The sequence below is a fragment of the Gilliamella sp. W8145 genome (genome assembly GCF_016101145.1).
Taxonomy (GTDB): Bacteria; Pseudomonadota; Gammaproteobacteria; order Enterobacterales; family Orbaceae; genus Gilliamella; species Gilliamella apis_A.
On sequence record NZ_JACFRC010000002.1, the window covers coordinates 277,072 to 291,283 of the forward strand.

The 14,212-nt window shown below is 34.9% G+C and carries 12 protein-coding genes; 8 read left to right on the plus strand and 4 right to left on the minus strand.

The features are described 5' to 3' along the window. Window positions 1-22 precede the first annotated feature (22 nt). Window positions 23-673 (minus strand): glutaredoxin 2, encoded by a 651-nt coding sequence (gene grxB, locus H3T80_RS08765; protein WP_198201435.1) that lies wholly within the window; start codon window positions 671-673, stop codon window positions 23-25. Continuing rightward, window positions 670-1,296 carry a Pr6Pr family membrane protein gene (locus tag H3T80_RS08770; protein WP_198201436.1) on the minus strand — a complete coding sequence of 209 codons (627 nt, stop codon included), beginning with the start codon at window positions 1,294-1,296 and terminating at the stop codon, window positions 670-672. Before H3T80_RS08770 ends, grxB begins: the two co-directional genes overlap by 4 nt. A 209-nt stretch (window positions 1,297-1,505) precedes the next feature. Between H3T80_RS08770 and xerD the strand changes: the two genes are divergently transcribed. The 5 genes from xerD (at window position 1,506) to H3T80_RS08795 (ending at window position 8,038) form a co-directional block, all read left to right on the plus strand. Beyond that, the gene (gene xerD / locus H3T80_RS08775; protein WP_198201437.1) at window positions 1,506-2,420 is read left to right on the plus strand and encodes a site-specific tyrosine recombinase XerD; all 915 of its coding nucleotides are present in this window, start codon (window positions 1,506-1,508) and stop codon (window positions 2,418-2,420) included. A gap of 26 nt (window positions 2,421-2,446) precedes the next feature. Then, complete coding sequence (gene dsbC, locus H3T80_RS08780) at window positions 2,447-3,151, plus strand: bifunctional protein-disulfide isomerase/oxidoreductase DsbC (RefSeq protein ID WP_198201438.1); 705 nt, start codon at window positions 2,447-2,449, stop codon at window positions 3,149-3,151. A gap of 80 nt (window positions 3,152-3,231) precedes the next feature. After that, window positions 3,232-4,965, plus strand: a complete 1,734-nt coding sequence (gene recJ / locus H3T80_RS08785) for a single-stranded-DNA-specific exonuclease RecJ (protein ID WP_198201439.1) — start codon at window positions 3,232-3,234, stop codon at window positions 4,963-4,965. Window positions 4,966-5,088: 123 nt separating this feature from the next. Further along, window positions 5,089-6,483, plus strand: coding sequence for a UDP-N-acetylmuramate:L-alanyl-gamma-D-glutamyl-meso-diaminopimelate ligase (mpl, locus tag H3T80_RS08790; protein ID WP_198201440.1), 1,395 nt, complete (start codon window positions 5,089-5,091; stop codon window positions 6,481-6,483). Between the two features lie 70 nt (window positions 6,484-6,553). Next, window positions 6,554-8,038: an NAD(P)H-hydrate dehydratase gene (locus H3T80_RS08795; RefSeq protein WP_198201441.1), complete on the plus strand. Its 1,485-nt coding sequence runs from the start codon at window positions 6,554-6,556 to the stop codon at window positions 8,036-8,038. Between the two features lie 117 nt (window positions 8,039-8,155). On the opposite strand, the gene H3T80_RS08800 is transcribed toward H3T80_RS08795, so the two are convergent. Then, window positions 8,156-9,514, minus strand: a complete 1,359-nt coding sequence (locus H3T80_RS08800) for an L-serine ammonia-lyase (protein WP_198201442.1) — start codon at window positions 9,512-9,514, stop codon at window positions 8,156-8,158. Window positions 9,515-9,701: 187 nt separating this feature from the next. Beyond that, window positions 9,702-10,142 (minus strand): hypothetical protein, encoded by a 441-nt coding sequence (locus tag H3T80_RS08805; RefSeq protein WP_110448681.1) that lies wholly within the window; start codon window positions 10,140-10,142, stop codon window positions 9,702-9,704. A 108-nt stretch (window positions 10,143-10,250) separates the two neighbouring features. Between H3T80_RS08805 and proS the strand changes: the two genes are divergently transcribed. From proS to H3T80_RS08820, 3 genes are all read left to right on the plus strand, one after another. After that, window positions 10,251-11,966, plus strand: a complete 1,716-nt coding sequence (gene proS, locus H3T80_RS08810; protein ID WP_198201443.1) for a proline--tRNA ligase — start codon at window positions 10,251-10,253, stop codon at window positions 11,964-11,966. A 24-nt stretch (window positions 11,967-11,990) separates the two neighbouring features. Next, entirely contained in the window at window positions 11,991-12,572 is a 582-nt protein-coding gene (locus tag H3T80_RS08815; RefSeq protein ID WP_198201444.1) for a tyrosine-protein phosphatase, read from the plus strand. A gap of 141 nt (window positions 12,573-12,713) precedes the next feature. Next, window positions 12,714-14,165, plus strand: a complete 1,452-nt coding sequence (locus H3T80_RS08820) for a M48 family metalloprotease (protein WP_198201445.1) — start codon at window positions 12,714-12,716, stop codon at window positions 14,163-14,165. The last annotated feature ends 47 nt before the right edge of the window (window positions 14,166-14,212 follow it).

A 14,212-nucleotide genomic window follows, 5' to 3' on the forward strand; every position in this document is an offset into this window, starting at 1 on the left:
TGCAATTGAATTCTACTTTTTATTAAACCGCCTGATCAAAAAACAGATTTACCTTACTTAGCTCAGACATTGACTCTAAATAGGCTTTAATTTTAGTAGGAAAAATAAGACCCTTAACACAGGTTAGATTACGTAATATCGGGAATAAACATATATCATCCCAAGATAATGTGCCATTACATGCATTCGACGTCACAATTAATGGTTCAAGCTGATTTAATAAATCGGATATCTTAGCAATTAATGTTTCAGTTTCTGCAAGACAATCAGCAAACGAACCCAATTTTTTACTCTTATTAGTAATAAAATTATCAATAGCAGCTTGAGTGGCAAATTCAGCCAAGCCTAATTTTACATATCGAGGACACTCTAACTTATAATCATATTGTTGAAATTGTTTAATTAATGCTTCTATTTCTGGATTTTTAGCTCCAATTAAGACAGGGCTTTCACCGTAATTACTATCAACATAAGCAACAATATCAAGACTTTCTGGCATATAGCTGCCATCTTCCTTTTGTAAGATCGGCACCATTTTTTCACCAATCATACTTGTTGGTGATTTAACGTCATCACTGAGAAAGACATGCTGTTCAACTGAAATATTTTTTAAACCAAAAATCATTCTTGCCCGTACACAAAAAGGACAATGTTCATAAATATACAATTTCATATTCTTCTCCTAAAACAATCAATGGCCCATAACAAAAGAGCCAGCCCTAAAAACAGCACAAAAACCGATCCTGCAGCATATAGCGCTTTAATATATCCAACCCTAACCACATTAATAAAAGGATATGGATATTGATTAGTAAGATAACCTCGTATAAAAATATAAATACCATAAATTAACATCGACAAAAACGAGCCAACAATGACATTAAATTGAATACGTCGAAATGGTCCCCAAACTAACCAACTTAATACGCCAATAATCGGTAGAATCACATGTAAACTTTCATTGGCAAATTGTAATAACGTATTAGGTGGTTTATGTATTCCCCTTAAAATTAAGTTATAAACTATCGCGGTTATAATCACCCCGACTAAACCATTCAAGCGTATCACCTTGAAACTATATCGATTACAGTTAGGATTGAAAGTTAAGCATAGGCAACTAAATGCCAACATTAGATTAGAAAGTACTGTAAAAAAACTGTAGTAAAATATTATTCGCCCAGTTGGAGTACTTGGTTGCCACGGTCTCAGCTTTGTATGCCAATAAATATAAGTTTCAAGACCAATAATAAAAAAAGCATATAACGCAATAAAAAGATTAATATTTCGTTTTAACATAACTTATTATAAAAAATAACAGATAATTCAGTATATAGTAGGCGATAGAAAAGATACAAAATATTATTTCAATATCAACTAAAGTTAATTTTTTCATTAATTAAACGTTTCGTTTTTATGCATTCCAAACACAATAATAATGTGACAACTTCAAGTTATTGACAGTTAGTATATAATGTTAACAACTATTAAAAATGAGTTGGCTTTTAATGTCTGATAAAGATATATCATCACAAAATAAAATATTAATTGAACAATTTCTAGACTCAATTTGGTTAGAACGAAATCTTGCTGAAAACACGATTGAATCTTACAAACTTGATCTTCTTGCACTAAGCCAATCACTACAATTACAACAAGTTAATTTTCTCACAGCACAATCCATTAACTTACAAGAATTTTTACTACAACGAGTTAAAGATGGTTATAAAGCGAGTAGTTCGGCACGTTTATTGAGTGCGACTAAACGTTTCTTCCAATATCTATATCAAGAAAACTATCGTACCGATGATCCATCAGCTATATTGTCATCACCTAAATTACCCAAAAAGTTACCTAAAGACTTAACTGAATTACAGGTTGATGCCCTACTAGAATCACCAAGTATTGATGATCCAATTGAGCTGAGAGATAAAGCTATGTTAGAAGTGCTTTATGCTACAGGATTACGAGTTTCAGAATTAGTTAACTTAGAAATTAGTGACGTCAGCCTAAGGCAAGGAGTAGTACGAGTTGTAGGCAAAGGCAATAAAGAACGTTTAGTTCCTTTAGGTGAAGAAGCAATCTATTGGCTTGAATACTATTTCAAATATGCGCGCAATGATCTACTAAAAAATGGCCCAGTTGATGTGCTTTTTCCAAGTCGTTTAGGCAAGAAAATGACACGACAGACATTCTGGCATAGAATCAAATATTATGCCATACTAACCGGCATTAATATCGAAGCCCTTTCACCTCATGTACTTAGGCACGCCTTTGCAACGCATCTGCTTAATCATGGCGCCGATTTACGAGTAGTACAAATGTTACTAGGGCACAGTAGTTTATCAACTACACAAATTTATACACATGTTGCAACAGAAAGATTAAAACAATTGCACAGCAAACATCATCCTCGTGCATAACAGTTTAGATAACTAAGGATAACTGAATGAAAAAATTAGTCATAAGTTTAGGTTTAGCATTAATCTCAACTTCAGTATTAGCCAATAACGCCGATATAACCAAATCGATGGAAAAATTAGGTTTTTCTAATAAAGAAATTACTATCGAAAATAACCCAGTACAAGGTTTAAAAAGTGTTATAACTCCTGAGGGTATTTTCTATGTAACAGATGATGGTAAATTTTTAACTCAAGGACCAATCTATAGTCTTGAAGGTGGTGAACCAGTAAATATTGCTAACAGTAATAACTTAAAATTAATGAAATCAATTGAAAAAGATGCCATTGTTTATAAAGCACAAAAAGAAAAATATATTATTTCGGTTTTCACCGATTACACTTGTCACTATTGTAAATTACTTCATGAAAATATAAATCAATACTTAGATGCGGGTATCTCTGTGCACTATTTTGCATTTCCTCGAGCCGGTGCTAATAGTGATGTAGGTAAAAATATGCAATCTATTTGGAGTGTTGCCGATCGTAAAGCTGCTTTTGATAATGCCTATAAGGGTAATTCAATTTCTCCAGCAAATAGCATGGTACCTTATGTAACACAACAATTTAACGTTGGTAAAAAATTAGGTATCAGTGGTACTCCTGCATTAGTACTACCTGATGGACAATTAGTTTCAGGCTATGTCCCTGCTGATAAATTAATCGAAATTTTAAAAAAGAAAGCAAAAAATTAATAAGTTATAATTTATAGCAATTAAAATTTAAATATAAAATAAGAAAAGTATGTTAGCGCACGTGCGCTAACATTTAAAATATGAAAAATAAATTAACACACCGCCAATTACCTGAAGCGTTACCTGAATTGTCACCGGATATCCCACTCTTATTGCAACGAGTCTATGCATTACGTGGAATAACATCTATGCAAGAGTTAGATTATACAACGCGTAACTTATGTAATTATGACAACTTAGATGGTACCCAAACCGCTGTCGAAATTGTTTATTCAGCTATGCAGAATAACAAGCGGATTATGATTGTCGGTGATTTTGATACTGATGGTGCAACCAGTACTGCACTAACGGTAAAAGCGTTAAAAAAGATGGGATGCCAACATGTCGATTATATCATTCCTAATCGATTTGATGATGGATATGGTTTAAGTATAAGTGTTATAAAAAGAGCACTGTTAAAAAAAGCCGATCTAATTATTACTGTTGATAATGGTGTTTCCGCTATTGAAGCGGTTGAATTTGCAAAACAATCAAACTTAACTGTAATCATTACTGACCATCACTTATGTCCTGAGCAATTACCAGCAGCTGATGCAATCATTAATCCTAATTTACCAAACTGCTCTTTTCCATCTAAGCACTTAGCTGGTGTCGGTGTTGCATTTTATTTTATGTCAGCTTTACGAGCAAAATTACGCCAAGAAAACTGGTTCAGAACACATAATTTAGAAGAATACAACCTCGCTAGTTTATTAGATTTAGTCGCGTTAGGTACGATTGCTGATGTGGTAAGACTCGATCACAATAACCGAATATTGGTTCACCAAGGTATTAATCGAATCCGATCTGGTTATTGTTGTGCGGGAATAAAAGCTCTATTACATATTGCTCGGAAAGATCCGGTATCCTTTACCTCAACCGATCTAGCTTATTATATTGCCCCACGGCTTAATGCAGCAGGGCGAATGGATAACATGTCTCTTAGCGTTGAATTATTGTTATGTGACGACTACGATAGTGCTCTCAAACAAGCTAGTGATTTAGATATGCTAAATAATGATCGTAAGTTAATTGAACAAACGATGTATAAAGAAGCATTATCCTATATCCAAGAGTTAGAGCAACAACAATCTTCTTTCCCAAACTTATTAGTTGTCTATCATCCTGAATGGCACCAAGGTATTATTGGCATCTTATCAGCTCGTTTAAAAGATAAACATTATCGGCCAGTTATTTGCTTTGCATCTACTGAAGAAGGGATACTAAAAGGCTCAGGACGATCAATAGCCGGTATTCACTTACGAGATTTACTTGATGAGCTGGATCAAAACCATCCCGATCTTCTGGTGAGTTTTGGTGGACATGCAATGGCGGTTGGATTAAGCATTCGCGAAAATGATTTAGAACGATTTCGAAAACATTTTGAAACACTAATAGATAAACGTTTAAATGCCAATACACTTGAGCAAATAATCGAAACCGATGGTGAGATAGACAGCCAAGATTTTAATTATGCGATGGCTAAACAATTAAAAGAATCGGGTCCATGGGGTGAAGGATTTACAGAACCGACATTCGATGGCGATTTTATTGTCCATCAACAACGTTTGTTTGCTGAAAAACATCTTAGATTAGTATTAGAACCGAAAAACGGTGGCCCAATTATTGAAGGCGTATGTTTCAATGTAAATTTAACGCAATGGCCAGATAATACAATAAAAAATGTAAAAATTGTCTATCAATTAGATGTTGATGACTTTCGAGGAAATCAGACGGCAAAATTGATGATTAGACATATTTGGCCTATCGCATAAGCGATTAAAATCGACTATAATTATAATTTTCTACAAAAATCAAATCAGTTATAACTAAAAATACTGGCAACAGATAAGTTTTATCATCAGTACAATATTTTATACAACATTAAGGACCAAAAAATGCATATTCATATTCTTGGGATTTGTGGCACATTCATGGGAGGCATTGCATTAATCGCTCGCTCATTGGGTCATAAAGTCACGGGGTCAGACAAAAATGTTTACCCACCAATGAGTACGCTGCTACAAAAAGAACATATTGATATTATTGAAGGAGATGACCCTTCACAATTAAACCCTACTCCTGATCTGGTGATTATTGGTAATGCGTTATCAAGAGGAAATCCTTGTGTTGAATATATTTTAGACAAAAATATTCCTTATGTTTCTGCACCTCAATGGCTACATGACAACGTTTTACGCGAACGCTGGGTGATTGCGGTTGCTGGAACGCATGGTAAAACAACCACTGCTGGTATGGTTAACTGGATTTTAGAAAAACAAGGTTATAACCAAGGTTTTGTCATTGGTGGCGTACCTGGTAATTTTGAAGTATCAGCAAGACTAGGTGAAGGTAACTTTTTCGTTATTGAAGCCGATGAATATGATTGTTCGTTTTTTGATAAGCGTTCTAAATTTATGCATTATTGCCCAAAAACATTAATTATGAATAATTTGGAATTTGATCATGCAGATATTTTTGATGACCTTAGTTCAATTCAAAAACAATTCCACCACTTAGTTCGTTTAGTGCCAAGTAAAGGGTTGATAATTTCACCGCAAGAAGATGTCAATTTAAAACAAGTTTTAGCAAAAGGTTGTTGGAGTGAACAATCATTCACCGAATCAGAAAATGGTTGGATGGCGAAAAAAATCGCTAATGATGCTAGCCAGTTTGCTGTTTACTTTAACAATGAACAGGTTGGTAAAGTTAACTATTCTCTTGTTGGTGAACACAATATGCATAATGCCTTAATGGCTATTGCCGCGGCACATAATGTAGGTATTAAACCAGCTGATGCTTGTTTAGCACTGGGATCGTTTTTGAATGCCAAAAGACGTTTAGAGTTATACGGCGAAGTTAATGATATCGAGATTTATGATGATTTTGCCCATCACCCAACTGCAATATTAGCGACTTTAGAAGCATTACGCAGCAAAATTGGTGCAAATCGACGAATATTGGCAGTATTAGAGCCTCGTTCGAATACCATGAAACTAGGCATATCCAAAGATGAACTGGCGCCATCATTAGGTCGTGCAGATGAAATATATATGTTTCAACCAGAACAACTACCTTGGTTAGTTGCTGATGTGGTCGATGCTTGTATTCAACCGGCTTATTGGTCTGGCGATATTGATTTATTAGTTGAGATGATTACTAAATCAGCTAAACCAACTGATGCAATCTTGATTATGAGTAATGGTGGTTTTAATGGTATTCATAATAAAATTTTAGAAAACTTAAAAAAACAACAATTAAAAGATCAATTAGATGAGCAACCCTTAATCTAATAATTGATTAATCTACCAATATGATTTTGCCACGCAATGTGGCATATCATATACAGAGAGAGGTAATCTCATGCAATACTTAGTCACCTCATCTGAAATGAAGCATTATGATGCTTATACCGCAAATAAAATTGGCTTACCTTCACTAGTATTAATGGAACGAGCAGCATTAGCCGTTGTAAATCAACTTAATGAAAACAACTATAATTTAAACAAAATTGCGGTAGTATGTGGATATGGCAATAATGGCGGTGATGGTATTGCTGTAGCTCGCTTACTCAAATTACAACATATTGATGTTGATGTGTATTTAATTGGTCAAGTAGAACATGCATCAAAGGAAACACTACAACAAATTAAAATAGCACAGCATTATAATATCAACTTTATCACTTCACTCCCAAAATGCTTTACCGAATATACCACTATCGTTGATGCTATTTTTGGTATAGGGCTTAATCGTATAGTGAGCGGCGATTTTGTTCATGCCATTGAGCAGATAAATCAGTGCTGTGCCGATGTTCTTGCTATTGATATTCCTTCGGGACTTTGCAGCAATACAGGAAAAATCCTTGGTGTTGCGGTCAAGGCTAAACAAACTGTCACTTTTGCCTACGCAAAAATTGGTTTATCGCTTCATCCGGGAGCTGAATTAGCAGGTGAAATCACTATTGCCGATATCGGCATCTATGCAGATACTCCAGCCAGTCATTATACTTATCAATCTAATGAGTTGAGTAAATTATTGCCGCAAAGATCAAACAATAGTCATAAAGGTAGTTATGGCAAAGTATTAGTTATCGCTGGTTCCGAAAATATGTCTGGAGCTGCGTACTTTTCAGCTAAAGCAGCATATAAAACTGGAGCTGGATTAGTACATATTTACACCCCCATGTGCAATCGTGATATTTTATTAACCCAAATTCCCGAAGTTCTATTAACCCCATTTATTACCAATAAAATTGATATAAAAAAACTTGATGAACTAATAAATCGGGCTTCAGTCATTGTTATTGGACCTGGCATGGGGGTATCCGATGATACTCATAAAATCTTATCGTATGTATTACAGCATGCAAGGATTCCAGTAATCATCGATGCTGATGGGCTTAATACGTTAGTACCTAATTTAAGATTATTGAAACAAGCACAGTCAACTATTATTGTTACCCCTCATTTGGGAGAAATGGCAAGGCTAGTTAAACTACCAATTGAAGCTATTAAAAATAATTTAGTCGACACGGCTAAAAAATTTGCGCAAGACTATAACGTAATCTGCGTATTAAAAGATGCAAAAACCATCGTCACAATACCTGGACAAACCACTTATATTAACCAATCTGGTAATTGTGGTATGGCTACCGGCGGTGCTGGTGATGTTTTAACAGGAATAATGGCTGGACTTATAGCGCAACATCTACCGCCAACCAAAGCTGCTCCAGTAAGTGTTTACTTACATGGTTTAGCTGGCGATGTTGCTTCTAAAAAATTAAATAAATACAGTTTATTAGCTAGTGATATAATTGATAGTCTAAACGAAGTACTATCCGTTTAGCTATAAAAATATGGACAATTTTAGTACCCTGTAAAAATATTTCCTAAATGAAATCGCCGCTATAATTTAATCATAATATTACTGATGATAAATCATCAGATCTCATACGATTCACTATTAACTACAATGAACCGTAATAGCTAGCCCACCACGAGAAGTCTCTCGATATTTAGCATTCATGTCCTTGCCTGTTTCGTACATAGTTTCAATCACCTTATCAAGCGAAACAATCGCCGCGGTAGTACGTCTTAATGCCATCCGAGTGGCATTAATGGCTTTCACTGCTGCAATCGCATTACGTTCAATACAAGGAACTTGTACTTGACCATCAACCGGATCACAAGTCAAACCTAAGTTATGCTCCATACCAATTTCGGCAGCCATACACACCTGTTGAGGATTACCCCCTAACAATTCAGCTAATCCTGCCGCCGCCATAGAACAAGCCACGCCAACCTCACCTTGACAGCCTACTTCAGCACCAGAAATGGAGGCATTTTTTTGATAGAGTAATCCAATAGCTCCACAGGTTAAAAAGTAACGAATAAAAATATCTGGTGAGACAGGATCAATAAACTTATCGTAATATGCCAGTACAGCAGGAATAATACCGCAAGCTCCATTAGTTGGTGCTGTCACTACCCGACCACCAGCAGCATTCTCTTCACTAACAGCCAGTGCAAACATATTTACCCAATCGATAATAATCATTGGATCATTATTACTTTTACTTGTTAATAATTGACGATACAACGCATTTGCTCGACGAGAAACCTTAAGAGCACCAGGTAATAATCCTTCGGTATTCATGCCTCGCTTAATACAATCAAGCATTGTTTGTCCAACTAAAGAAAAATAATTTATGATTTCCTCATGAGTATGATGTTGTAACTCATTTTTTAAAACAATACTAGATACCGACAATGAGTTGTCATCACAATGCTGCAATAATTGTGCGGCGGTTGCAAAAGGATAAGGTACATCTATTGCATTCTGATCTTGTAGACCGAACAATTCCTCTTCAACAATTTTACCACCACCCACTGAATAATAAGTCTTTTGCACAATTAGTTTGTCATGATGATAAGCACTTAACGTCATTCCATTTTCGTGTAATGGTAGAAAAGTAGAATGAAATATAATGCTTTGACTGGAAAAATCGAGTTGGTATTGACCATTATATATTGGTAGCCGACAGCATTGATTCATGGTTTGAATAATGTGGGGGATCTGATCAATATTAACAGTATCAGGTTTTTCACCTGATAATCCTAGAATAATTGCCACATCAGTATGGTGACCTTTACCTGTCAGTGACAAAGAACCATAAATATCAGCAACAATTTTAGTCACTAAAGGCATTTGCTCATTATTAATAAGTAGATCAATAAATGCCTTACCTGCTCTCATTGGACCAACGGTATGTGAACTAGAAGGACCTATACCAATTTTGAATATATCAAAAACCGAACCCATTTTATCCCTTTTTGTAATCAATGACTTGCTCGTAATTATAGTTAAAAATGACTTATATTTAGTGCTATATTATGGTGATAACAATTGTCGAATCAAGCCATTAATTAAGATTAAATTATTAGCATAAAAAATTTTTGAGGAACGGGGTTTTTGACAGCTAATTTTAGCTAAAAAATTCTCAAAATTTTTATATCGAATCATAGTAGCAAATAACACCTGAATCTGACCGTATAATTTCCATGAAGCCACCAGACAATATTTCAGAGGGGTCATGAAAAAAACTAGGTTTGTCTTTTAATATCAATTTACCATAAAGTTTATTTTCAAAATATAAATCGCCATCATCAGTAATTGTGAAATGATCATCTGGCTCAATAAAACTAGGGCATGGGCATACCTCTGGATATGACAATTGACAACCATCAGTTCGCCAAGAAAACTCTAATACCTCTTGATAACTTAAATCAAACAAATGATATTTAGCAAATTTAATCGGCCAATATAAAATAAGACCTATTAAAAAGAGAAAGAATAAACGCTCTATTAATTTATGTATGTTCAATTTCCATTTGTCCATATTGATTAGTAACTTATTCTCAATAAACGATAATTTATCATTAATAAACATCTATAACCATAATTATTAATAAAATTACTTTTGTGTTGCGCTTGGTACTGCTAAACTAGCTAACATTTTTATTATATTTATATATAAATTATTTTTCGGGATAAATGTATGCGAACCAGTAAATATCTTCTATCTACATTAAAAGAAACGCCAGCAGATGCTGAAGTAATTAGTCATCAATTAATGTTACGTGCCGGCATGATCCGTAAAGTTGCTGCCGGATTATATACATGGCTACCCACAGGTTATCGTGTACTAAAAAAAGTCGAAAATATTGTTCGTGAAGAGATGAATAAAGCAGGTGCAATTGAAGTATTAATGCCTGTGGTACAACCTGCCGATATATGGCAAGAAAGTGGTCGTTGGGAACAATATGGTCCCGAATTATTACGCATTAAAGATCGTGGTGATCGTGATTTCGTCTTAGGCCCAACTCATGAAGAAGTGATCACTGACTTACTTCGTAATGAAGTGAGCTCTTATAAGCAATTACCACTTAATGTATATCAAATTCAAACCAAATTCCGCGATGAAGTACGCCCTCGTTTTGGTGTTATGCGTTCGCGTGAATTTATTATGAAAGATGCATACTCATTCCACACATCGCAAGAATCATTACAAGAAACTTATGATGATATGTATAAAGCTTACAGTGCAGTATTTACTCGTGCAGGCTTAAATTTTAGAGCAGTACGAGCTGATACTGGCTCAATTGGTGGTAACTGGTCACATGAATTCCAAGTATTAGCGGATAGTGGCGAAGATGATATTGTTTTTTCAACTGAGTCTGACTATGCGGCAAATATCGAAATGGCACAAGCACAAGCTCCAACTCAAACTCGCCAATCTCCAACCAAGGAGATGCAATTAGTTGATACTCCAGATGCCAAAACGATTGATGAATTAGTAGCACAATTCAATTTACCAATTGAAAAAACCGTTAAAACATTAATGGTTAAAGCCACTAAAGAGAGTGGTCACCAACTAGTAGCTTTATTAGTTCGAGGTGATCATACCTTAAACGAAATCAAAGCAGAAAAAATCGATATTGTGGCGTCTCCACTTGAATTTGCAACCGAAGATGAAATTCGCGCGTTAGTCAATGCAGGACCGGGCTCGCTAGGACCAATAAACCTAAATATGCCAATGATTATTGACCGTGATGTTGCTGTAATGAGTGATTTTGGTGCTGGTGCCAATATTGATCATAAACATTATTTCAATATCAATTGGGAACGCGATGTTGCTTTACCTCGCATCGAAGATATCCGTAATGTAGTTGAAGGCGATGTTAGCCCTGACGGCAAAGGTACATTGCAAATTAAACGTGGTATTGAAGTTGGACATATTTTCCAACTTGGTACTAAATATTCAGAAGCAATGAAAGCAACAGTGCAAGGTGAAGATGGACAAAATCATGTGATGATCATGGGTTGTTATGGTATCGGCGTTAGCCGAATAGTTGCCGCTGCAATCGAACAATGCCATGACGAACGTGGAATTATTTGGCCAGAAGCCATAGCACCATTTAGCGTTGTTATTATTCCAATGAATATGCACAAATCAGAAAGAGTACAGGCGACTGCAGAAAAACTCTATGCCGATCTACAATCTGCCGGTATTGAAGTACTATTTGACGACCGTAAAGAACGCCCTGGTGTAATGTTTGCTGATGCTGAATTAATTGGTATTCCACACACTATTGTTATTGGTGATCGTAACCTTGATAATGGTGATGTAGAATATAAACATCGTGCTGGTGGGGATAAAGAATTGGTAAAAGTAGATCAAATCCTTGAATTTATTAAAAGCCGTCAACAATAAACATAACAATAGACAATTGTAGTAATGATAAATAGAACACAACAAGTAATAGCTCACTTTGGTTTGCAAATCGCCAAAAGAGTGAACATTATATTGTTGTGTTGCTTGATTTTTTTTATTAGCAGTTGCCAGTCAAATATTAATTCCAACCTCATTCCAAATAACTTTTATCAAGTATCTAACGATATATATCGTTCTGAACAACCCTCGTTAAAACAGATAAAACAGCTTGATAAACTCGGCATTAAAACCATAATTAATCTGCGATTATGGCATAGTGATCGAGATAAAGTTGTCAATACAGGCATCACTGAGGTTTGGATCAATATGCGAGCAGGAAATATTTCTGATAAAAAAATAATTCAAATCCTTAAAACAATCAAAAATTCACCTAAACCGATATTGATTCATTGTTGGCATGGCAGTGACCGCACAGGCGTAGTTGTTGCTATGTATCGCTTAATTTTTCAAAACTGGAGTAAACATCAAGTTATTGATGAATTAATGCAACCTGAGTTTGGACATCATTATAATATTTATCCCAATATCAAAAACTATATTGAAAATGTTGATGTAGAACAAATTCGCCACGCAGTATTTGAATAACATTCATTATTTAAGATTATTAAATCGAGTAAATAAAATAATATAGAAGTAATAGCTCAAATTGATAAAATATTCAAAGTGATATTGTCTTTTTTTTAAGCTAGAATACTTAATTATCAATCTTTTTTATGAGTTAAAAGTATGTTAAAAAAAGCAATCGCATTAATAGTATCTACGTCGTTATTATTGCAAAATGCATCGATCGTTTATGCAGATAACATTAAGCTACCCGATATGGGCACCGCAGCTGCAGCTACATTAAGCATCGGGCAAGAAAAAGAGATGGGCGATTATTATATGCGCTTGTTACGTGGTAGTGCTCCGATTATTAATGATCCGGTTTTAAATCAATACATCAATGATTTAGGAAAAAAATTAGTTTCCAAATCTGAATCAGTACAGACGCCTTTTCACTTTTATGTTATGAGAAGTAATGTACTTAATGCCTTTGCTTTTTTTGGTGGCAATGTCGTCGTTCATTCAAGATTAATATTAGATACCGATAATGAAAGTCAATTAGCATCGGTAATGGCTCATGAAATCGGGCACGTGACACAACGCCATTTGGCTCGAGCAATGGAGGCTCAAAATAGTAATAGTCCATACGTTTGGGGGGCAACACTTGGCTCGTTATTACTAACTTTAGCCAATCCAGAAGCGGGTATGGCGGCAATGACAACTACTATGGCTAGTTCAACACAAAGTATGATTAGTTTTACCCAATCAAATGAACAAGAAGCGGATAGAGTTGGGCTTAGAACATTAACTAAAGCTGGATTTGATCCTTATGCTTCTTCTGAGTTTCTACAAAAACTTGCCGATCAAAGTCGCTTTAGCAGTAAGCCACCTGAAATCTTAATGACTCACCCTTTACCTAATAGCCGTTTATCCGATATTCGTAATCGTTCATTACAATACTCAAAAAAGAATGTTACGCCATCTTTAAATTATTATCTAGCCAAAGCTAGAATAGCAATATTGATGAGTAACAAAACTAATGCAAGATTATTGATTGAAGATTATCGTAAACTGAATAATGAACAAAGTAGAATGGCGGTAATTTATGCTAATGCTTTAGTTGATTACAATAATAATAATTACCAAAAAGCCAAACAGCAATTACAACCATTACTGGATAATGAGCCCAATAATATTTGGTATATTGATCTAATGACGGATATTGATTTAGCACTTAATAATAGTAGTACTGCTATTAGTCGTCTTCAATCAGCATTAAAAAGATCACCTGATAGTTCCGCATTGCAATTAAATTTAGCTAATGCCTATGTAAAAGCACGCAATTACCAACAAGCAGTAAGTTTATTACATCGTTATACTTTTGATCATAATGATGATACTAACGGTTGGGATTTGCTAATAACCGCTTATGGTGGACTCAAGTCAAGAGCTCAAGAGATGAGTGCACGGGCTGAGTCAATCGCTCTAGAAGGAAATTTTACTGACGCGATTCGATTATTAACTAATGCTAAAACTCAAGCAAAAGGTAATCAAACCTTAATTGCAAAAATTGATGCCAGAATTAATAAATTAAAACAATTGCAAAAACGTTATGCTGTTTATAGTAGAAGATAAACTCACATTTCAGGCTAATGCTACTAATAGCATTAGCCTGAAAATGT